Source organism: Streptomyces caelestis (genome assembly GCF_001279005.1).
Taxonomy (GTDB): domain Bacteria; phylum Actinomycetota; class Actinomycetes; order Streptomycetales; family Streptomycetaceae; genus Streptomyces; species Streptomyces heliomycini.
In genome coordinates, this window is the sequence record NZ_LGCN01000119.1 from 15,784 (window position 1) to 35,090 (window position 19,307).

At 75.1% G+C, this 19,307-nt stretch carries 20 protein-coding genes and 1 pseudogene; 9 read left to right on the forward strand and 12 right to left on the reverse strand.

Going from position 1 to position 19,307, the window contains the following annotated elements; all coding sequences use genetic code 11:
- Nucleotides 1-16: 16 nt before the first annotated feature.
- The 4 genes from egtD to egtA are packed head-to-tail and all read right to left on the reverse strand — an operon-like array spanning nt 17 to nt 4,414.
- On the reverse strand, nt 17-979 hold the full coding sequence (gene egtD / locus ADK41_RS10860) for an L-histidine N(alpha)-methyltransferase (protein WP_030821541.1): 963 nt from the start codon (nt 977-979) through the stop codon (nt 17-19).
- Nucleotides 976-1,779, reverse strand: coding sequence for an ergothioneine biosynthesis protein EgtC (egtC, locus tag ADK41_RS10865; protein WP_030821539.1), 804 nt, complete (start codon nt 1,777-1,779; stop codon nt 976-978). Before egtC ends, egtD begins: the two co-directional genes overlap by 4 nt.
- Nucleotides 1,779-3,095: an ergothioneine biosynthesis protein EgtB gene (egtB, locus tag ADK41_RS10870; protein WP_030821537.1), complete on the reverse strand. Its 1,317-nt coding sequence runs from the start codon at nt 3,093-3,095 to the stop codon at nt 1,779-1,781. Before egtB ends, egtC begins: the two co-directional genes overlap by 1 nt.
- Nucleotides 3,092-4,414 (reverse strand): ergothioneine biosynthesis glutamate--cysteine ligase EgtA, encoded by a 1,323-nt coding sequence (gene egtA / locus ADK41_RS10875; RefSeq protein ID WP_030821535.1) that lies wholly within the window; start codon nt 4,412-4,414, stop codon nt 3,092-3,094. The genes egtB and egtA overlap by 4 nt, the downstream gene beginning before the upstream one ends.
- A 148-nt stretch (nt 4,415-4,562) precedes the next feature.
- Here egtA and ADK41_RS39090 point away from each other — a divergent pair.
- A pseudogene (locus ADK41_RS39090) lies at nt 4,563-5,394 on the forward strand (TIGR02452 family protein).
- On the opposite strand, the gene ADK41_RS10895 reads toward ADK41_RS39090, so the two are convergent.
- Nucleotides 5,348-5,794 carry a type II toxin-antitoxin system PemK/MazF family toxin gene (locus ADK41_RS10895; RefSeq protein ID WP_030821527.1) on the reverse strand — a complete coding sequence of 149 codons (447 nt, stop codon included), beginning with the start codon at nt 5,792-5,794 and terminating at the stop codon, nt 5,348-5,350. The pseudogene ADK41_RS39090 and the gene ADK41_RS10895 overlap by 47 nt on opposite strands.
- 149 nt (nt 5,795-5,943) lie before the next feature.
- Between ADK41_RS10895 and ADK41_RS10900 the strand changes: the two genes are divergently transcribed.
- A complete protein-coding gene (locus tag ADK41_RS10900; protein WP_030821525.1) occupies nt 5,944-7,128 on the forward strand; it encodes a CaiB/BaiF CoA transferase family protein in 1,185 nt (394 codons plus the stop codon).
- Between the two features lie 6 nt (nt 7,129-7,134).
- Here ADK41_RS10900 and ADK41_RS10905 read toward each other — a convergent pair whose 3' ends face one another.
- Entirely contained in the window at nt 7,135-7,782 is a 648-nt protein-coding gene (locus ADK41_RS10905) for a phosphoribosyltransferase (RefSeq protein WP_030821523.1), read from the reverse strand.
- A 129-nt stretch (nt 7,783-7,911) separates the two neighbouring features.
- Here ADK41_RS10905 and ADK41_RS10910 point away from each other — a divergent pair, with 129 nt between their 5' ends.
- A complete protein-coding gene (locus ADK41_RS10910) occupies nt 7,912-8,364 on the forward strand; it encodes an archease (RefSeq protein WP_030821520.1) in 453 nt (150 codons plus the stop codon).
- 142 nt (nt 8,365-8,506) lie between these two features.
- On the opposite strand, the gene ADK41_RS10915 is transcribed toward ADK41_RS10910, so the two are convergent.
- The 4 genes from ADK41_RS10915 to ADK41_RS10930 form a co-directional block, all read right to left on the reverse strand.
- Complete coding sequence (locus ADK41_RS10915; RefSeq protein ID WP_030821518.1) at nt 8,507-8,932, reverse strand: CBS domain-containing protein; 426 nt, start codon at nt 8,930-8,932, stop codon at nt 8,507-8,509.
- 146 nt (nt 8,933-9,078) lie between these two features.
- The gene (locus ADK41_RS10920; protein WP_030821515.1) at nt 9,079-9,507 is read right to left on the reverse strand and encodes a VOC family protein; all 429 of its coding nucleotides are present in this window, start codon (nt 9,505-9,507) and stop codon (nt 9,079-9,081) included.
- Nucleotides 9,508-9,652: 145 nt separating this feature from the next.
- Entirely contained in the window at nt 9,653-10,456 is an 804-nt protein-coding gene (locus ADK41_RS10925; protein WP_030821513.1) for a nucleotidyltransferase domain-containing protein, read from the reverse strand.
- Nucleotides 10,457-10,494: 38 nt separating this feature from the next.
- On the reverse strand, nt 10,495-11,031 hold the full coding sequence (locus ADK41_RS10930; RefSeq protein WP_030821511.1) for a cysteine hydrolase family protein: 537 nt from the start codon (nt 11,029-11,031) through the stop codon (nt 10,495-10,497).
- Nucleotides 11,032-11,158: 127 nt separating this feature from the next.
- Between ADK41_RS10930 and ADK41_RS10935 the strand changes: the two genes are divergently transcribed.
- Entirely contained in the window at nt 11,159-11,581 is a 423-nt protein-coding gene (locus ADK41_RS10935; RefSeq protein ID WP_030821506.1) for a pyridoxamine 5'-phosphate oxidase family protein, read from the forward strand.
- A 617-nt stretch (nt 11,582-12,198) separates the two neighbouring features.
- Here the strand turns inward: ADK41_RS10935 and ADK41_RS10945 are convergent.
- On the reverse strand, nt 12,199-12,417 hold the full coding sequence (locus ADK41_RS10945) for a hypothetical protein (RefSeq protein WP_030821501.1): 219 nt from the start codon (nt 12,415-12,417) through the stop codon (nt 12,199-12,201).
- 125 nt (nt 12,418-12,542) lie between these two features.
- On the opposite strand from ADK41_RS10945, the gene ADK41_RS10950 reads away from it, so the two are divergent.
- Nucleotides 12,543-13,448, forward strand: a complete 906-nt coding sequence (locus ADK41_RS10950) for a LysR family transcriptional regulator (protein WP_030821498.1) — start codon at nt 12,543-12,545, stop codon at nt 13,446-13,448.
- Between the two features lie 136 nt (nt 13,449-13,584).
- Here ADK41_RS10950 and ADK41_RS10955 read toward each other — a convergent pair whose 3' ends face one another.
- Nucleotides 13,585-14,199 carry a TetR/AcrR family transcriptional regulator gene (locus ADK41_RS10955; protein WP_051843013.1) on the reverse strand — a complete coding sequence of 205 codons (615 nt, stop codon included), beginning with the start codon at nt 14,197-14,199 and terminating at the stop codon, nt 13,585-13,587.
- 274 nt (nt 14,200-14,473) lie between these two features.
- Here ADK41_RS10955 and ADK41_RS10960 point away from each other — a divergent pair, with 274 nt between their 5' ends.
- From ADK41_RS10960 to ADK41_RS10975, 4 genes are read left to right on the forward strand one after another with little or no spacing between them, the layout of a single operon-like run.
- Complete coding sequence (locus ADK41_RS10960; protein ID WP_030821494.1) at nt 14,474-15,031, forward strand: 2Fe-2S iron-sulfur cluster-binding protein; 558 nt, start codon at nt 14,474-14,476, stop codon at nt 15,029-15,031.
- Nucleotides 15,028-16,020 (forward strand): FAD binding domain-containing protein, encoded by a 993-nt coding sequence (locus tag ADK41_RS10965; protein ID WP_030821492.1) that lies wholly within the window; start codon nt 15,028-15,030, stop codon nt 16,018-16,020. The genes ADK41_RS10960 and ADK41_RS10965 overlap by 4 nt, the downstream gene beginning before the upstream one ends.
- Complete coding sequence (locus tag ADK41_RS10970) at nt 16,017-18,131, forward strand: xanthine dehydrogenase family protein molybdopterin-binding subunit (RefSeq protein ID WP_030821489.1); 2,115 nt, start codon at nt 16,017-16,019, stop codon at nt 18,129-18,131. Before ADK41_RS10965 ends, ADK41_RS10970 begins: the two co-directional genes overlap by 4 nt.
- Complete coding sequence (locus ADK41_RS10975) at nt 18,124-19,260, forward strand: XdhC family protein (RefSeq protein ID WP_030821488.1); 1,137 nt, start codon at nt 18,124-18,126, stop codon at nt 19,258-19,260. Before ADK41_RS10970 ends, ADK41_RS10975 begins: the two co-directional genes overlap by 8 nt.
- Nucleotides 19,261-19,307: the final 47 nt, after the last annotated feature.

Below are 19,307 nucleotides of genomic sequence, written 5' to 3' on the forward strand. Positions count from 1 at the left end.
CGGCGCGGCGCTCCCGTCAGCGCGCGACGCTCAGGGACAGCGCGAACCGTCCTTCCCCGTCCGTCCACCACCGGACCGGTTCCAGCCCCGCGGCCGTCAGTTCCGCACGCACTCCGTCCCGGCGGAACTTCGCCGACACCTCGGTGCGCAGCTCCTCGCCCGCCGCGAAGTCCACGGCGAGTTCCAGGGAGGGGATCTTCACCGTCTGCGCGGTACGGGAGCGCAGCCGCATCTCGATCCACTCGTGCCGGGCGTCCCACAGCGCCACGTGGTCGAAGGCGTCCGGGTCGAAGTCGGCGCCGAGCTCGCGGTTGATGACGGTCAGGACGTTCTTGTTGAACGCGGCCGTCACCCCGGCCGCGTCGTCGTATGCCCGGACCAGCACCCGCTCGTCCTTCACCAGGTCCGTGCCCAGCAGCAGCGCGTCGCCCGGGGCGAGCAGGGCGCGGACGGAGGCGAGGAACGCGGCGCGCTCGGCCGGCAGCAGGTTGCCGACGGTGCCGCCGAGGAACGCCACCAGCCGCGGCCCCGGCGTGTCGGGCAGGGCCGGCAGGGCGGTGAAGTCGGCGATCAGCGCGTGCACCTCCAGTCCCGGCCGCTCGGCGGCCAGCGCCCGCCCGGCCAGGGCGAGGGCGCTCTCGCTGACGTCGACGGGGACGTAGGCGTGCAGCCCGGTCAGGGCGTCGATCAGGTGCCGCGTCTTCTCCGAGGAGCCGGAGCCCAGTTCGACCAGGGTGCGGGCGCCGGACGCCGCGGCGATCTCACCGGCGCGGGTGCGCAGGATCTCGCGCTCGGCGCGGGTCGGGTAGTACTCGGGCAGCGCGGTGATCTCCTCGAACAGCTCGCTGCCCCGGGCGTCGTAGAACCACTTGGGCGGCAGCGTCCTGGGGCTGCCGGTCAGGCCCTCGCGGACGTCGGCGCGCAGGGCGGCGTCGGCGGCGTCCTCGGGCAGGGTGCGGGTGAGACGGAACGGACTCACGTGCGTGGCTCCCTCGAAGGTACGGGTGCGTCGGCCGGCGTCAGGGCGTCGCCGGGCTCCTTGAGCGGGGTCAGCAGGACGTCGGTGGGGCTCGCCGCGAGCAGGGTGCGGTCGGGGACCTCGCGCCAGTGCGGATCGTCGTCGTAGGGCTCGGAGGCCACGACGGTGCCGCCGCCGGTCCGGGTGAGGTACCACAGCGTGTCGCCCCAGGCGGTCGCGGTGACGGTGTCGCCGCTTGTGAGCAGCAGGTTGAGCCGGGCCCCGGGGGCCGCCGCGGCGACCTCCAGGACCGTGTCGGCCAGCGCCTGCCCCTCCTCGTCACCGGCCCGCAGCCGGGTGAGCACCAGCGCCCACACGAACGCGGAGTCGTTGCGGGCCTCCAGCGACAGCACGTCCTCGGCGGGCAGGGACGCCACCAGCGGCGCGAGCGAACCCGGCCAGCCCGGCACCGCCCCGTTGTGGCTGAACAGCCAGGTCCCGGCGGCGAACGGCGCCGCCGCGGCCTCCGCGTCGGCGCCCGACAGGGTCGCGTCCCGCACGGCCGCGAGCAGCGCCCGGGTCCGTACGACGCGGGCGAGGTCCGCGAACGACAGGTCGGCCCAGACCGGTCCGGCCCGCCGGTACCGGGCCGGCACCGGATCACCCTCGGCGTACCAGCCCACACCGAAGCCGTCGGCGTTGACCGTGCCGTACCGCTGCCGCCGGGGCGCCCACGACTGGCGGTACAGGCCGTACGGCGGCCGCACGAGCAGCTCGCCCAGCGGCTCCTCGGGCCCCACGTACGCCACGTGACGGCACATCAGACCTCCTCCGAGCGCGCCGTGCGGAACCCGGAGAAGATCTGCCGCCGCACTGGCAGGTCCCAGTTGCGGAACGTGCCCCGGCAGGCCACCGGGTCCACGGCGAACGAACCGCCGCGCAGCACCTTGTACTCCGGCCCGAAGAACACCTCCGAGTACTCCCTGTACGGGAACGCCCTGAACCCCGGGTACGGCAGGAAGTCGCTCGCCGTCCACTCCCACACGTCGCCGATCAACTGCCGCACCCCGAGCGGCGACTCACCGGCCGGACAGCTCCCGGCTGGCGCCGGACGCAAGTGCCGCTGGCCGAGGTTGGCGTGCTCGGGGCCGGGGTCGGCGTCGCCCCACGGATAGCGCATCGAACGGTCGCCGGCCGGGTCGTACCGCGCCGCCTTCTCCCACTCGGCCTCGGTGGGCAGCCGGCGCCCGGCCCAGCGGGCGTAGGCGTCGGCCTCGTACCAGCACACGTGCAGCACCGGTTCGTCGGACGGCACCACCTCGGTGACGCCGAACCGGCGCCGCAGCCACTGCCGGCCGTCCCGGCGCCAGAACAGCGGCGCGGTCAGGGAGTTGCGGCGGACGTGGGCCCAGCCCTCGGCGGTCCACCAGCGGGGCTCGTCGTAGCCGCCGTCCTCGATGAACGCCTGGTACGCGGCGTTCGTCACCGGAGTGGTGTCGATGCGGAAGGGCGGCACCTCGCGCCGGTGCGCGGGGCGTTCGTTGTCCAGCGCCCACGGCTCGTCCGAGGTGCCCATGGTGAACGGACCGCCCGGGACGAGGACGTCGGACGGGCCCGTGAACAGGGGCGCGGGCTCCGGGTCAGGGGCGGTCAGCGCCCGCGGCCCCTTCCGGAGCTGGTGGGTGATCAGCATGGTCTCGTCGTGCTGCTGTTCGTGCTGCGCGATCATCCCGAAGGCGAAGCCCGCCTCGGTCAGCCGCGTCCCGTGGAACGCGGCGCCCTCCAGCACGTCCAGGGCCCGGCCGCGCACGTCGGCCGCGTACCGGCGGGCCTCCTCCGGCGGCAGCAGCGGCAGGGCCGGGCGTTCGGCGCGCGGATGCTCGAAGGCGTCGTACAGGGTGTCGATCTCGGGCCGTATCGCCTCGTGGCCGGCGACGGCCCGCAGCAGCCACTGCTCCTCCTGGTTGCCGATGTGGGCGAGGTCCCACACCAGCGGCGACATCAGCGGCGAGTGCTGGGCGGTCAGCTCGGGACCGTCGACACAGCCGGTGAGCAGCGTGGTGCGGTCCCGCGCGGTGATCAGCGAGGCGACCGCGCGCTCGCGCAGGGCTTCGGCGCCGAGGGCGGGATCGGTCATGAGGGGGTGTCCTTCCCGTGCGGGTGCGGGGGCCGGGGGCGTGTGCCGCCGGCCGTCGCGCGCAACTCGTCGAGCAGGTCGTCGGCCGGGCAGCGGCCGCGGGCGACATAGCGGTCCCGGTACGTCCCGACCGCGTCGACCACCTGGGTGGTGGCGCCGAGCCGGGGCAGGGCGCGCAGCGCCGCCGTGAAACAGCCGGCGGCCACCTCGCGCAGCTCCGGGTCGGCCGGTCCGACGCGGGCCGCGTCCCACCAGAGCGGATTGTGCGGGGCCGGCATGCCGCGGGCCCGCTCGGCCAGCGGCTTCACCGCCCGGTAGGCGGTCTCGGCGGCCTCCGGGTCGTCGAACAGCGCCGCGACCACGGCCAGCGGCACGATCCAGCCGTCGTCGCCGGGCTGCGCGTCGATCATGCGCAGTTCCAGGTGGCCGCGCGGCCGCACCGGCGGGAACAGGGTCGTGACGTGGTAGTCGAGGTCGTCCCGGGTCGGCGGCCCGGGCGTGCCGGACCTGACCCACTTCCGGAAGGTGAGCCCCCGGGGCACGTCCCACGGCCCGCCGTCACGCCGTACGCACATCACGGGCGCGTCCAGGACGTGCCGGGCCCAGGCGCCGCGCGGGTCGGCGTCCAGCACGGGGGCGCCCGCCCGGCCGGTGCCGATCTGCGCCCAGCGCAGCTGCCGGGTGGACAGCCAGCCGGTCGGCCGGCCGTCGGCGATCGGGGAGTTGGCGAACACGGCGACCAGGACCGCGCCCAGCTGGTGCGCCAGCCACCAGCGCCGTACGTGGCCGAGCGGGCCGGGCTCCTCGTACCCGGCGTCCACGCACACCTGCACGGAGGCGGAGGCGCACATCATGCCCCGGCCGGCGGGGCCGGTGCGGTCGAGGCAGGCCTCCATGGCGTCGTACCGCGGTTCGCGCAGGAACCGGCGGGGGCGGTGCCAGGGGGCGTGGCCGAGGCCGGCGAGGAGCAGACCGTCCTCGCGCAGCACCGCGCGGACGGCGTCCAGGTCGGCGGAGACGGTGCCGACGCACTCCATCAGGGAGGCGGCGGGCGGCGAGCTCAGCTCCAGCTGGCCGCCGGGCTCGATGGTGAGCGCCGACCTCAGGGGCACGGTCCGCAGGGCGGCGTAGGCCGCTTCGAGTCGTTCGGGTGACACGGGGAGCCGCGGGTCCCGCAGCTCGTGGACGAGCCATTCCACCTCGACGCCGAGGAGGCGCGGCGGTCCGGTCTTGAAGCAGATGCCCCGGACCAGGGCCTCCACCTCGGCTTCCGTGACAGGGGTACGCGGCTCGGCACAGCCGCCCGCCGTATCGGACATGCAGGCATCCTCCTGAGATTCCGCCATGTCACCGGCCCGGAGCCTTCGCGGTCCCGGCCGGCACCAACCCGTCCACCCAAAACCTTCGCGCCGACGGGCACAAGGGCGCCCGGCGGGTCGTCCCGGTCCGGCCGTCCCTTCGTCCGGCCTGTTCCCGGGCGGTTCTCCACCCGTTCCCCGGGCCTTCCGGGGAGGCGGAAACTCCGTTGCGGCGCGTCACCAGCATCGCTCAGGATGCCCGCATGAGCACGACGAGCGAGACCGCGCGGTGCGTGGTCACGGCGGCTACGGGGGTGGCGCCGTGAGCGCGCCCGCGCGGCATCGCCCGCGAGACGAGCGGAGCGTAGCCGGAGCGGACGGGGGCGCCCCCGTCCCCGGCGGCGGGCACCCGAACGGGGCGCAGGCGCAGGAGGAGGCCCTGTGCCGCGCCTTCGCGCTGTGCACCTGTCTGCCGCGGACCGCCGGCTTCCACGACCGCCACCGCGCCCGCCGTGACCCGTTCCGCGCGGGCCGGGTGGTCCACTCACCCGCCGTGCCCGTCTTCCGCGACGACCGCGGACGCCCCCTGGACGAGCCGTTCACGGCCGGTTTCCCCACCTCCCCCGCGCCCCACGCGGGAGTGATCCCGCGGACGGCGCCGCAGCGGGCCGTCGAGGAGCCGCACGCCCCGGCCGTACGGGCCGGGCGCGTCCCGGAGACCGCCGCCGCCCACGGCTGCCGGCGGCTCGTCCCGGGCGCCAGGGGCCGCGGGGGTGTTCCGCGACGACCCCGCCCACGCGGCGGCGGCGTTCCGGTCGCACCCGGAGCCGGGCGGGCGCTTCGCGGGCGCCTTCGCCCATGTGGTGTTCGGCGTCCTGGACCGCACCCGCGACAGCGCGGTCCGCACCGCGTTCGAGCGGACCTCCGCGGACCTGCCGTCCGGGCCGACGGCGATCAGCTCCAGCCGTACCGCTCCCGCAGCCGCTGACGCACGAGGTTGAACCGCATCCGGTCCAGCGCGCACGCCTCCCGGCGCATGCCCTCCTCGTGCAGCCGCAGCACCCGGTCCACGGCCACCCACGAATCGCGGCCCGACCGGTCCCACGGCCCGCCGCCGATCGGCACCCACTCCCGGTGACCGTCGCGCCCCTTGCTGGACAACCGCACGGCGAGGAACGTCCCGCCCGCCTCACGGGCGACGACCAGCACCGGACGGTCCTTGCCCCGGCCGTCGTTCTCCTCGTAGGGCACCCAGGTCCAGACGATCTCCCCGGGATCGGGGTCGCCGTCGTGCGCGGGCGAGTACTCGGTGCGCACCCGGCCCACCTCACGGGGCGCGGCCTCGACGGTGGCGGAAGGGCCGTGGCGGCCCGGGGTGTTCTCAGGACTGAAGGCGGTCACAGGCGTACCGTACGGCACCCCCGAAGACGCCTCGCACGCGGCCGTGGCCTCCTCGCAGGAGGCGACAGGTGAACGGCCCCCGGCGGCCGTTGACAGCCGACCCGCCCCGGCGGTACTGATCGAGGCCGGAGCAGGCAGGAGGCGCGGACGTGCACGAACCCCCCTTGTCCGGGATCACGGTGGTCAGTGTGGAACAGGCGGTGGCCGCGCCCTACGCGACCCGGCAGCTGGCCGATCTCGGCGCCCGTGTGATCAAGGTGGAGCGGCCGGGCGAGGGGGACTTCGCCCGCCGGTACGACACGACCGTGCACGGCAACTCCAGCTACTTCGTGTGGATCAACCGCTCCAAGGAATCGCTCACCCTGGACCTGAAGGACCCGCGCGGCCGCGCGATCCTGCACGGACTGCTCCGGGACGCCGACGTCTTCGTGCAGAACCTCGCGCCGGGCGCCGCCGACCGCCTCGGCCTCGGGACCGGCGAGCTGACCCGCCGTCACCCGCGGCTGATCCCGTGCACGATCTCCGGATACGGCACGAGCGGCCCCTGGGCCGGCCGCAAGGCGTACGACCTGCTGGTGCAGTGCCAGACCGGCCTGGTGTCGCTGACCGGCACACCGGAGGGGCCCGCCCGCACCGGGATCTCCGTCGCCGACATCGCCGCCGGGATGTACGCGTACAGCGGTGTGCTCACCGCCCTGTACACCCGCGCGACCACCGGCAGGGCGCACCCGGTGGAGGTGTCCCTGTTCGAGGCGCTCGCCGAGTGGATGGGCCAGCCCGCCTACTACACCCGCCACGGCGGCGGCCAGCCCCCGCGCCTGGGCACCCAGCACGCCACCATCGCCCCGTACGGCGCCTACCGGGCCGCCGACGGACGCGAGGTGCTGTTCTCCGTCCAGAACGAGCGCGAATGGGCGGCCCTGTGCGCGGAGTTCCTCGGCCGGCCGGAGCTGACCGACGATCCGCGCTTCGCCACCGGCCCCGACCGGGTGGCCCACCGCGAGGAGCTGAACGCGGTCGTCGCCGAGCGCTTCGCCCGCGCGGACGCCGATGAGCTGCTCGGGGAGCTGGAGGGGATCGGCATCGCCTGCGCCGGGGTCAACGACGTCGCCGCGTTCCTCGACCACCCGGTGCTCGCCGCCCGCGACCGCTGGCGCGAGGTGGCGGTACCGGGCGGCACCGTGGAGGCGCTGCTGCCGCCCGCCGGCCTCGCGGGTCTGCCGGCCCGCATGGGCCCGGTACCGGCCGTGGGCGAGCACACGGAGGCGATCCTCACGGAACTGGGCCGCTCCCCCGGGGAGATCGCGGCACTGCGCGCGGACGGGGTCGTCTGACCGCGGCTACGCCTGCCGTCGGCTCAGCGCGTCCAGCACGTCCTCGTCCGTCAGCTGGTCGAACTCCTCGTACCACTGGCCCACGGCCAGGAACGCGGCCGGCTCGTGCGGACAGACCACCTCGTCGGCCTCGGAGCGCATCAGCGCGAGGCCCTCCCTCGCGCCGACCGGAACGGCCAGCACCAGGTGTGCGGGGTCCTGTGCCCGCAGGGCGCGCAGCGCGGCGCGGGCGGTGGAGCCGGTCGCCAGTCCGTCGTCGACGACGATCACGGTCCGTCCGCGCAGTTCGGGAGCGGGACGGCCCTGACGGTAGCGCTGTTCGCGGCGGCGCAGCTCGGTGCGCTCGCGCTCGACGACGGGCGCCAGGTCGGCCTCGTCCAGACCCAGCCGCGCCAGGGCGTCCTCGTCGAGGAGCGGAACCCCGTCGCCGGCCATCGCGCCGACGCCGAACTCCTCGTGGAAGGGGGCGCCGATCTTCCGTACGACGAGGACGTCGAGCGGGGCGTCCAGCGCCCGGGCGACCTCGACGGCCACGGCGGCGCCGCCGCGGGGCAGGGCCAGCACGACGGGGTCGGGCAGGGCTCCCTCGTCCTGCCTCTCCCGCAGCCGTGCGGCCAGTTCGCGGCCGGCCTGCCGACGATCGCGGAACCGCATGGCGGATGCCCTCCCTCCGCACCGGAGACGGCGCCTGAAGCACCTGATTCGCACCCGTGTACCCCGCTCTCCGGCGCGCGAAGCGCCCGGCGCCCGCATGGGTGCGCGGTCGTCGGGCAGGCGAGTCCCATGGTCGGTGACACGAGCGACTACGGGCAGGCGCGGCCGGAGGAGAGCGGGCACCGGGCGGTGGCGCAGGAGGACGAGCTCCGGATCGAGGTGTGGGCGGCGAGCCGGGAGAACTGTCTGGCGGAGGCGGTGGCGGCGATGGTGGAGTGCTTCGCCGACGTCTCCGGGGTGCGGCCCACGGGCGTGGGCCGCGTCCGGCTGGCCGGGGCCAGCGACGACGATCTGCTGGCGGCGCTGCTGGAGGAGATCCTGTACCGGCTGGAGGAGTACGGCCAGGTACCGGTCGACGTGGAGGCGGACGGGACCGAGGACGGTCTCGACGTACGCCTGGCGGTGGCCGCCCTGACGGACGTACGGGTCACCGGCCGGATGCCGACGGCCGTGGGCTGGGAGGAACTGCGGATCCACCCGGGGCCGTACGGCTGGACGTGCGCGCTCACGGTCGACGGATGACGGCCGTCCCGAAGCAGCCCCTCCGGGGGAGCCCGGGGACCGAGGGCCCGGGGGGCGGCGCCCCGGGCACGGACGGACGGGGCCGGCGGGGCGGGGACCCGCCCCCCCGGCCCGGGCTCCTCGGCTCCGGGAAGAACCGCGCTCAGTGCGTGGGGGCCGCCGCGCTGATGTCCGCCAGGGCGGAGTGCGGGTCCTCCGTCGCGGCGAGGTCGCCGAGGCTCACCATCCCCACCGGACAGCCGCCGTGTTCCACCACCGGGAGCCGTCGCACGGCGTACCGCCGCATCAGCTCCACGGCGTGCTCGGTGGTGTCCTCGGGGTCGAGTGTCACCAGGGGCGGACGCGTGCACAGGGAACCGACCGTCGTGGCCTCCGGGTCGCGTCCCTCCGCGACACCCCTCAGCACGATGTCACGGTCGGTGAGCACACCGAACAGATCACAGTCGTACGCGACGAGGACGTCGCCGATGTCCTGCTCGCGCATCAGGCGCGCCGCCCGCGCCACCGTCGTCATGGGCTCGACGGACGCGGCGTCCGCGGACATCACGTCCCGTATCCGTGTGGTCATGGGCACCTCCCGGTACGTGGCCGGCCTGGCCTCCCCGTGTCCGCCGCGTAGCCCGTCGCGCGGTGCGTAAACCGTCGCGCGGTGCGTAAACCGACCGGGCGGGGGCGGGCGTGCGGAACACGCCCGCCCTCGTCCCGGCTGCACGGTCACACGGCTTTGGGGACCTCCTCGGTGACGCCGTTCAGCGGCGAGGCCGGGTCGGTGCCGTACGGAAGGGTGATGGCCTCGAGGCCGTGGCCCGCCGGGTCCCGGAAGTACACGCCGCGACCGCCGTCGTCGCGGTTGATACGGCGGGAGTGCCTGCCGTGCGGATCGGCCCGGACGGGGATCCCGGCGTCCACGAGCCGGGTGAGGATCGCGTCGAACCCGTCCTCGGGGACGAGGAACGCGTAGTGCTGCGCCGGGATGTCGATGTCGACGGTCGCGAAGTCCGGGGTGACTCCGTTGGCGGTCGTCACCGGCGGGAACACTCCGGCCGGCTCCCCGGCCTCCAGACCCGGGATCCGGGCGAGGGATCGGGCGGACTTCTCCCGGTCACGGGTGGGCACGATGGTGTGGTCGAACTCGACTGACACGTCGTCCATGCCTCCACGGGCATCCGCGGCGCCTCCATGCCTCACCCGGCCGGGGACCGGCACGCGATGCCGCGCCGGAGAGCCTGGACGGCGGGACCGACGGCTGTCGAGCCGTTAAACGGCGGGCGGGACGCGCGGGCGCGTGTCAGGCCGGGGCGTCGTGCCCGCCCTCGGCAGCGGCGGCCTCGTCCACGCGGCCGGCCACCCAGTCCAGGAAGTCCCCGACCGCAGCCCCGGGCAGCGCGAGCGCGGACTCGCGGGGGCGCTCGAAGCTGCGCAGCGCGTCCGCGATCAGTGGCCGGAAACCCGCCTCCGAGGCGGCGACGATCCCGGCCGCCCCGCGTTTGGCGAACCAGCGGCCGGTGCGGCAGTACACCACGGAGCGGCAGCCGTTGAGCACCCGGTTGTCGGCCGCGTGTCCCTCCCCCACGGCGTGTTCCCGCACGGAGGCGCGGAGCGCGGTGAGTACGGCGGCCCGCTCCGGTGCGGCGATCACGTCCCGTACCGGCCCGCCGAACAGCGGGAGGCCCGCCTGGTGGGCGACGGAACGGTCGAGGACGTACCAGAACGCGGGCGACTCCCCGGGGTCGTGGCTGACCCGCTCGGGCAGGGACGGTCCGGTGTTGAGGTCCATGAGGTACCCGGCCCCGCCGGACGGACGGCCGGCGAAGTCGGCCGGGTACACGACCAGTTCCAGTCCGGCCGCGGGACAGGGCAGGGCGGGGTGGGCCAGCGCCCCGGCCAGTTCGGGCAGGGCACGCCGGGGAAGCGAGCGGTCCACCACGACGGTCACGTCGATGTCGCTGCGCCCGTGCCGGTAGTCGCCGAGCGCGAGGGATCCGACGGCGAGGACGCTCACCAGGTGGGGGCCGCAGACGGCGCGCGTGCGGTGGACCAGCTCGTCGAGGTAGGGACGGACCTCGCGGGGCGGGACGGGAGTACGGCTCATGGGACCAGTGTCGGCCCGCGGATCCGCGACGCGGTGCGTCAGTTCCACAACTCGTCGCTGTCACACACCCGTGCGCCCATGTTGCGTTCCATCATCCGCAGGGCGGCGTCCGCGAGGTCGGCGTGGATGTGGGCGACGGCGTCCCGGGGGACGATCACGTCGAAGTGGCGGATGTGCGCGTCGAGCGACGAGTAGAGGACGCACTGCTCCGTGACCTGACCGCACAGCACGAGCCGGTCGATGCCCTGCTGGTTGAGCAGATAGCCCAGGGGGGTCTCGAAGAAGATCGAGTGCCGTGCCTTGACGACGAAGAGCGAGGAGTCGTCCGGCACCAGTGGCTCCACGAGGCGCGCGTGCGGTCCCGACAGGGCCTTGTCGAGCAGCTCCCCGTGGTGGGAGCGCCACTCGCCGAAGTTGTCGTTGACGTAGATCACCGGCACGTCCCGGCGCCGCGCCCGTTCCAGCAGGGCGGAGACGACCGGTACGACCGCCTCGGCGGAGGGGAGCAGATGCTCGGCGTCCGGATGGTCGTAGGTGTTGATCATGTCGATGACGATCAGCGCGCTCTTGCCCATGCTCCCCGGGTTCCACGGACGAGGGGGAGTCAGACATGTCCCCTCGCCCGCACGACCACGGCGACGTCCTCCGGGACAGGGCCGTCCGGCCCTAGCCCCGGCGGGATCCGCCGACGACGATGGAGGAATGATCCACAGCGATGGCTTCCGGTCGCTCGACCGCCAGGAGTGCCTGCGCCTGCTGGCCGAGGCGCCGGTCGGTCGCGTCGTCTACACCCGGCAGGCGCTGCCCGCGGTCCTGCCCGTCAACTTCACCCTGGACACGGATTCCTCCGTGGCGCTGTGCACCTCCGCCGCCTCCGATCTGGTCCGGGCGGTCGACGGCGTCGTGGTCGCCTTCGAGGCCGACGACTTCGACGCCGGGAACCGGTCCGGCTGGAGCGTGGTGGTCACGGGCCGGGCGGCCGTGGTGACCGACCCGGCCGAGCACGAACGCCTGCTGCGGACCGGACCCCGCTCGTGGATGCCGATGCGCGACGGGGTGTTCGTCCGGATCGAGGCCGAGATGGTCAAGGGCCGGGAACTCACGGGACTGCCCGGGCCCGGCTGAACCGGCGCCCGCGTCGGCGGCGTTGTCCCGCCGCCCCGCTGAGGTCACCGTCCGGTGGGCACGTCGTCTCCGGAGCCGCCCGGACGACGTGGGACCGTGCCGCGGGCCCGACGGGGACCGCCGGTGCGTCGGCCGTCGGGCAGCGGCCGTCGCGGCGGACCGGTGCCGCCGTGCTCGGCCCGGAGACCGCCGGTGCGGTGCGCGCCACGGCCTTCTGGACGCATCCGGTCGGCGCCGAGCCGCGGCGCGGCCGGATCTCCACCCGGCCGCGCGGTGTGTCCCTCCAGGGCGCCATCGTCGCCGGCGCCCGCGCCCGCACGGTCGCCGACGCCGTCCTGCCGCTGGACGCGGCGAGCGGCGACCACGGCCTCGACCCGCACCGGCCGTCGGCCCTCGGCACCTTTGGGGCTGCCGGCCGCGAGCCCGGCCGGCCGCGGATCGCGCTCTCGCCGAGGCCGCCGCTCACCGCCGTGCCCGCCCGGCTGTGCTCCGAGACGCGCGCCCGGCTCGTCGAACCGGCCGGAGAACCGCCCCTGTCGGGGCCGTCGCCGCAGGCGGCGCGCCGCGCGGAGGCGGTGCCGCACCGGCGTGCCGGCGGGTTCTCCACCGGCTCGGCTTCACGGAGCGTCCGCGGGCCTGCTGCGGGAGACGATGCGGGCGCCGCGGTCGTCGACGGCACGGACCTGGAGCGAACCGCAGCCGCAGCGGGTCCACACCGTGCTGCCCGTCGCGGTGCCGTGCCGGGAGACCACCTGGAACGGCTCGGCGTCGTTTGGCCACCCGCAGTACGGGCAGCACATGCCGGTCGTGCCCGTGGCGCCGGTCGTGCTGGTCATGGTGACTCCTCGGATCCTCGATCACATGGGTGCGCTGCCGGTCGTCGCGACACGGCAAGGGTGCTTCGTGCCTTCCGTGCACGTCCAGGTTGACTTTGTGCACGCCATCGTTAAGCGTGGCCTTCATGATCGACCTGCGTCGGCTGCACGTCCTCAGGGCGGTCGCCCACTACGGCACGGTCACCGCGGCCGCCCGCGCGCTGCACTTCACCCCGTCCGCCGCCTCCCAGCAGATCCGTCAGCTCGCCCGCGACCTGGACGTCGACCTGCTGGAACCGCGGGGGCGGGGGGTACGGCTCACCCCGGCCGCCGAGAGTCTGCTGGCGCACGCCGACGCGATCCAGGCGCGCTGGGACCAGGCCGAACGGGACCTGCGCGCCGACCACGGCGCCCCGGCCGGGGTGCTGCGCGTCACAGGGTTCCCGGTGGCGATCTCGGTGCTGCTGGCGCCGATGGCCGCCCGGCTGGGCGGGCGTCATCCGCGGTTGTCGGTGCGGATCGCGGAGGCGGAGGTCACGCGGAGCTTCGACCTGCTCTTCGAAGGGGCCGTCGATCTGGCCGTCGTCGAGTCCACCCCGCACAACCCGCCGCTGAGCGACACGCGGTTCGACCAGCAGCCGCTGCTGGACGACCCGTTCGACCTCGTGGTCCCGGCGGGGCACCCGCTGGCCGGGCACGGGCGGACCGACCTCTCCGAGGTGGCGCGCGAGCCATGGGTCGTACCGGTGCCGGACAGCCCTTGCCGGCCGCATGTGCTGGCCGCGTGCGGTGCGGCCGGCTTCGCCCCGGACGTCGTCCACCACGCCTGTGACTGGAACGTCATCGCCCATCTCGTCGCCCACGGCCTCGGCGTCGCGCTGATCCCGCGCCTCGCCCGTCTCGCCCCGGACCTTCCGGTCGCCCGTGTGCGCTGCACCGGCGACCCGCACCGCAGACTGCTGACCTGCACCCGCGGCGGTGGCCACGCCCGCCCGGCGGTGGTCGCCGCCCTGCGGGAACTGCGCGAGCTGGCCGCCACGGCGGTCGACTGAGAGCGGGACGGCGCCCCTGCCGGGCGGGCGTCCGGGCGGGCCGCCGGGGACGGTGCCGGCGGCCGGCCGGGGTCGTGACGCCCGCGTGGGGGCGGGGCCGGCGGGTGGTCCGTCCGCCGGCGTTCCGGCCGGTGCGCTACCGTCCCGGCGCCCCGGCCCGCAGGCCGTCCATGACCAGGTCCAGCAGCCGGGTGGCGCGCGGCTGCCAGTCCTCGGCGGGATCGAGCTGCCACAGGCCGCCGATGGCGAGGACGAGGTCGTCCGCGGTCACTCCCGGACGAATGGATCCGGCCTCCTTGCAGCTGCGCAGCAGGAGTTCCGCCGCCTCGGTCACCGGACTGTGTCCCGGCTTCGCCGGGCTCCCCGGTCCGCTGGTGGCCTGCCGGATGGCGTCGGCCAGCCCGGCCTTGGCCATGGCGAAGCGGGCGAGCCCGTCCATCCACTCGCGCAGTGCGCGGTCGGGCTCCCGCGTGCTCAGCAACTGCGCCGCACTGTCCGCCACCTGCTGCATCTCGTACCGGTAGATCTCCATGACCAGCGCCTCACGGCTGGGGAAGTTCCGGTAGAACGTGCCCTGCCCGACGCCCGCCTTCTTGGCGATCGCGCTCAGCGGGGTGTCCGCCGCGCGCGTGAGTTCGACGAGGGCCACCTCCAGGATGCGCTCGCGGTTGCGCTGCGCGTCCGAGCGCAGGGGCGGCGCCGTGCTCCGCGGTGTCCGCGCGCACGGGGATGCGTCCTTCTCGTGCCCCACTCGTCCTCCTCCTCCCGGACCGTGACCGAAACCCGCCCTTGAGAACCGGACAACTGTCCACTACGTTCTCGGGGGTAACGGACAGCTGTCCGCTTCGGGTCCATCGTATCGGCGGACACGGACGGCGCGGGACGCCCGGTGGCATGCCCTCGACGACCGGCGCGTTCCCGGTGCCTCCCCCTCCTCCCCATGGTCCCGCACGCCCCCACGTTCCTCACGGCCCCCCCACGTCATCGACTCGTCCGCCTTCCCGATCCCTGAAAGAAGGCTTCCCATGGCCCCCCCGACGTCCAGCAGCGTCACCCTGAACATCAACGGCGAGAAGCACCCGCTGTCCGTCGACCACCGCACCACCCTGCTCGACGCCCTGCGCGAGCGCCTCGATCTGACCGGCACCAAGAAGGGCTGCGACCAGGGACAGTGCGGCGCCTGCACGGTCCTGGTCGACGGCCGCCGCACCGTATCCTGCCTGCAACTGGCCGTCGCCTCCGACGGACGCGAGATCACCACCGTGGAGGGCCTGGCCGACGGGGACCGGCTGCACCCGGTGCAGCAGGCCTTCCTCGACCTGGACGGCTTCCAGTGCGGCTACTGCACCCCCGGCCAGATCTGTTCGGCCGTCGCCGTCATCGAGGAGCACGCGGCGGGCTGGCCCAGCGCCGTCACCGGGGACGTGCGTCCCGAAGCGGGACCGCCGCCCCTGACCCCCGAGGAGATCAGGGAACGCATGAGCGGCAACCTGTGCCGCTGCAGCGCGTACGTGCAGATCGTCGAGGCGGTCGCCCGCGCCGCCGCGGAGCACCGCGGCGAGACCGAGAGGGCCGTGGCATGAGGGAGTTCGACTACCGGCGCGCCGACGACGTCTCCGGCGCGGTGGCGCTGCTCGACGCCGACCCCGACGCCCGCTACCTCGGCGGCGGCACCAACCTCGTCGACCTGATGAAGAGCGGTGTCGAGCGCCCGGCCCGGCTCGTCGACGTCCGCGCCCTCCCGCTGGACCGGATCGAACCGGCCGGTGACGGCGGGCTGCGCGTCGGCGCCACCGTCACCAACAGCGACCTCGCCGCGCACCCCGTGATCCGCCGGGACTACCCCGCCCTCGCCCAGGCCGTGCTCGCCGGCGCCTCCGGGCAGTTGCGCAACATGGCCACCGTCGGCGGCAATCTGCTCCAGCGCACCCGCTGCGGTTACTTCACCGATGTGACCAAGCCCTGCAACAAGCGTGTCCCCGGCAGCGGTTGCCCCGCCGTCGAGGGCGAGCACCACAACCACGCCGTCCTGGGCGCCTCCGGCCACTGCGTGGCCGTCCACCCCTCCGACATGGGGGTGGCGCTGACCGCGTTCGACGCGGTCGTCTCCTACGAGACCGCCGACGGGCCGGGACAGTCGCCGCTGGCCGACTTCTACCTCCCGGTGGGCGACACCCCGCACCGGGAGACCGTCCTGCCGCCCGGCGCGCTCATCACCCACGTCACCCTGCCGCCCGCGCCGGTCGCCGCCCGCTCGCGCTACCGCAAGGTCCGCGAACGCGCCTCGTACGCCTTCGCGATCGGCTCGGTCGCCGCCGCCCTCGACGTCGGCGGGGGAGTCGTGCGCGAGTCCCGCCTCGCCTTCGGGGCCGTGGCGTCCCGGCCCTGGCGGGCCCGCGCCGCCGAACGCGTGCTGAACGGCGCCCCGGCCACCGCGGAGTACTTCGCGGCGGCGGCGGACGCCGAACTCGCGGCCGCCAGGCCGCTGCCCGACAACGGATACAAGGTGACCCTCATGCGCAACCTCGTGGTGGCCGTGCTGTCCGAACTCGCCGAGGAGGCCGCCCGATGACCACCGCCACGACGGGCGCCGTCGGCACCGCGCACACCCGCGTCGAGGGCCGCGACAAGGTCACCGGCGCCGCCCGGTACGCCGGTGAGATCCCCTTCGCCGGCCTCGTCCACGGCTGGCTGGTGCTGTCCACCGTCGCCCGCGGCCGGATCCTGTCCGTGGAGACCGGGCCGGTGCTCGGCATGCCGGGCGTGCTCACCGTCCTGCACCACGGGAACGCCCCGCGCCTCGACACCGACTACGTCGGCATGCTGGGCGTTCCGCCGGACCCGACGGCCGCGGTCTTCCAGAACGACCGGGTCCCGCACGCCGGCTGGCCCGTCGCGCTCGTCGTCGCCGAGACGCCGGAGCAGGCCAGGGAGGCCGCCGAGGCGCTCGTCGTCACCTACGAGCGGGAACCGCACGACATCGAGCTCTTTGCCGGCCGCCCGGACGCCTACGCGGCGGACGGACACATGCCCGCGGTGACGGAGAAGGGCGACCTGGAGGCCGAACTCGCCGCCTGCGCCCACGTGGTGGACGTGGAGTACACCACGCCCGAGGAGCACCACGCCATGATGGAGCCGCACGCGGCGACCGCCCTGTGGGACGGCGGCCGGCTCGAGGTCGTCGACTCCAACCAGGGCGCCACCTGGGTCGCCGACGAGCTCGCGCGGATGTTCTCGCTGGACGCGTCCGCGGTGCGGGTGCGCTCCGAGCACATCGGCGGCGGCTTCGGCAGCAAGGGCCTGCGGGCCCACCAGGTGTCCGCCGTGATGGCCGCGACCGCCTTGCAGCGGCCGGTCCGCGTCGTCCTGACGCGACGCCAGATGTTCTCGCTCACCGGCTACCGCAGCCCCACCGTCCAGCGGGTCCGGCTCGGCGCCGGCCCCGACGGCCGGCTGCGCGCCCTCGAGCACCGTTCACTGAACCAGACGTCGACGGTCTGGGAGTTCGTCGAGCCGAGCGCCGGGGTGGCGCGCGTGATGTACGACGCCGACGCCCACCGCACCTCGAACGAGGTGGTGCGGCTGGACGTGCCGTCCCCGACGTGGATGCGCGGGCCGGGCGAGGCGCCCGGGTCGTTCGCGCTGGAGGCGGCGTTCGACGAACTGGCCGAGCGGTGCGGCATCGACCCGGTCGAGCTGCGGCTGCGCAACGATCCCGAGCGCGGCCCGGTCTCCGGACTGCCGTTCGCCGGCCGCAACCTCGCCGCCTGCTTCCGCGAGGGCGCCCGCCGGTTCGGCTGGGCGGACCGCGACCCGCGTCCGGGGACGCGCCGCGAAGGGCGCTGGCTGCTCGGCACCGGCACGGCCGCGGCCTCCTTCCCCTCGGGCGCCCTGCCGTCGACGGCCGCGGTGACCGCGGAGGCGGACGGCACCTACACCGTGCGGATCGCCGCGGCCGACATCGGCACCGGGGCGCGTACGGCGCTCACCCTGGTGGCCGCCGACGCGCTCCGGGTGGCGCCCGACCGGGTCCGGGTGCGCATCGGCGACAGCGACTTCGGCCCGGCGGGGATCGCGGGCGGCTCCATGGGCACCCGCTCCTGGGCCTGGGCGGTCACGGCCGCCGCCGAGGAGCTGCGCGGCCGGCTCGTCCCCGGAGGCGCCGTGCCGCCTGAGGGCATCACCGTACGGTCCGACACCACCGCCGCCCTCGGCGCCCTCGCCCAGAAGGAACGGCACTCCTTCGGGGCGCAGTTCGCCGAGGTGGCCGTGGACGTCGCCACCGGCGAGGTGCGGGTGCGCCGGATGCTCGGCGTCTTCGCCGCGGGCCGGATCGTCAACCCGCTCACCGCGCGCGGTCAGCTGGTGGGCGGCATGACCTGGGGCATCTCGATGGCCCTGCACGAGGAGGCGGTCCGGGACCGCGCCTTTGGCGGCCTCTACGGCGCCGATCTGGCCGGCTACCACGTCGCCACCCACGCCGACGTGCCGACGGTCGAGGCGGACTGGGTCGACGACCCGGACCCCGACGACCCCGTCGGCATCAAGGGCATCGGCGAGGTCGGCATCGTGGGCGCGGCGGCGGCCGTCGCCAACGCGGTCTGGCACGCGACCGGCGTACGCCACCGGAACCTGCCCATCCGTCCGGACCGGGTGCTGCGGGCGGGAGGAACGGGTGTTTGACATCGCCGGCGAGCTGCACCGCTGGCTGACCGAGGGCCGGGAGTTCGCCGTGGCCACGGTGGTGTCCGTGGGCGGCAGCGCGCCGCGCGGCCCCGGCGCCGCCCTCGCCGTCGACCGCGGGGGCACGGCGATCGGCTCGGTGTCGGGCGGGTGCGTGGAGGGCGTGGTGTACGACCTGTGCGCCCGGGCGCTGGAGGACGGCGAGACCCGTGTCGAGCGGTTCGGGTACAGCGACGAGGACGCCTTCGCGGTCGGTCTGACCTGCGGCGGGGTCATCGACGTCATGGTGACCCCGGTCGGCGTGCGGGCGCCCGCCCGGCCGGTGCTGGAGGCGGCGCTGTCGGCCGTCCTGCGGGGCGGGCCGGGGGCGCTGGCCCGGGTCGTCGAGGGACCGGCGGAACTCCTCGGCAGGGCCCTGTTCGTCCACCCGGACGGGTCGTACGAGGGTGGCCTCGGCGGCGCTCCCGAGCTGGACCGGACGGCGGCCGGGGAGGCCGGGGCCCTGCTGGAGGCCGGCCGCACCGGTACGGTCCGCGTCCAGGAGGACGGGTCGTACTGCCCCGGCGGGCCGGCCCTGTTCGTGGAGTCCTCGGTGCCGCCGCCCCGCATGATCGTCTTCGGGGCGGTCGATTTCGCGGCGGCGCTGGTGCGGGTGGGCAAGTTCCTCGGCTACCACGTCACGGTGTGCGACGCGCGGCCCGTGTTCGCGACCGGGGCCCGCTTCCCGGAGGCCGACGAGGTCGTGGTCGACTGGCCGCACCGCTATCTGCGGAGCACCGGGACGGACACGCGCACGGTGCTGTGCGTCCTCACCCACGACGCGAAGTTCGACGTACCACTGCTGCAGGTGGCCCTGGGGCTGCCGGTGGCGTTCGTCGGAGCGATGGGCTCCCGGCGCACCCACACCGACCGGGAGCGGCGGCTGCGGGAGGCGGGGGTGGGGGAGCGGGAGCTGGCCCGCCTCCGCTCTCCGATCGGCCTCGATCTCGGTGCGCGTACTCCGGAGGAGACGGCTCTGTCCATCGCGGCGGAGATCGTCGCGGCTCGTCGGGGCGGTACGGGGGTTCCCCTGACGGGCTCGCGAACGCCGATCCATCGCGACGGGCGGTCCGCGTCGGCGGCGGCCTGAGCCGTTGAGGGGTTTTCGCCCCCGCCGCCCCTTCCCGTCCCGTCCCG

Excerpts from the sequence above, each read along its gene's own strand:
- egtC (WP_030821539.1), bottom strand. The coding sequence starts at position 1,779 with ATGTGCCGTCACGTGGCGTACGTGGGGCCCGAGGAGCCGCTGGGCGAG.
- egtB (WP_030821537.1), bottom strand. The coding sequence starts at position 3,095 with ATGACCGATCCCGCCCTCGGCGCCGAAGCCCTGCGCGAGCGCGCGGTC.
- egtA (WP_030821535.1), bottom strand. The coding sequence starts at position 4,414 with ATGTCCGATACGGCGGGCGGCTGTGCCGAGCCGCGTACCCCTGTCACG.
- ADK41_RS10905 (WP_030821523.1), bottom strand. The coding sequence starts at position 7,782 with ATGCGGTTCCGCGATCGTCGGCAGGCCGGCCGCGAACTGGCCGCACGG.
- ADK41_RS10910 (WP_030821520.1), top strand. The coding sequence starts at position 7,912 with ATGGTCGGTGACACGAGCGACTACGGGCAGGCGCGGCCGGAGGAGAGC.
- ADK41_RS10915 (WP_030821518.1), bottom strand. The coding sequence starts at position 8,932 with ATGACCACACGGATACGGGACGTGATGTCCGCGGACGCCGCGTCCGTC.
- ADK41_RS10925 (WP_030821513.1), bottom strand. The coding sequence starts at position 10,456 with ATGAGCCGTACTCCCGTCCCGCCCCGCGAGGTCCGTCCCTACCTCGAC.
- ADK41_RS10930 (WP_030821511.1), bottom strand. The coding sequence starts at position 11,031 with ATGGGCAAGAGCGCGCTGATCGTCATCGACATGATCAACACCTACGAC.
- ADK41_RS10935 (WP_030821506.1), top strand. The coding sequence starts at position 11,159 with ATGATCCACAGCGATGGCTTCCGGTCGCTCGACCGCCAGGAGTGCCTG.
- ADK41_RS10945 (WP_030821501.1), bottom strand. The coding sequence starts at position 12,417 with ATGACCAGCACGACCGGCGCCACGGGCACGACCGGCATGTGCTGCCCG.
- ADK41_RS10950 (WP_030821498.1), top strand. The coding sequence starts at position 12,543 with ATGATCGACCTGCGTCGGCTGCACGTCCTCAGGGCGGTCGCCCACTAC.
- ADK41_RS10960 (WP_030821494.1), top strand. The coding sequence starts at position 14,474 with ATGGCCCCCCCGACGTCCAGCAGCGTCACCCTGAACATCAACGGCGAG.
- ADK41_RS10965 (WP_030821492.1), top strand. The coding sequence starts at position 15,028 with ATGAGGGAGTTCGACTACCGGCGCGCCGACGACGTCTCCGGCGCGGTG.
- ADK41_RS10970 (WP_030821489.1), top strand. The coding sequence starts at position 16,017 with ATGACCACCGCCACGACGGGCGCCGTCGGCACCGCGCACACCCGCGTC.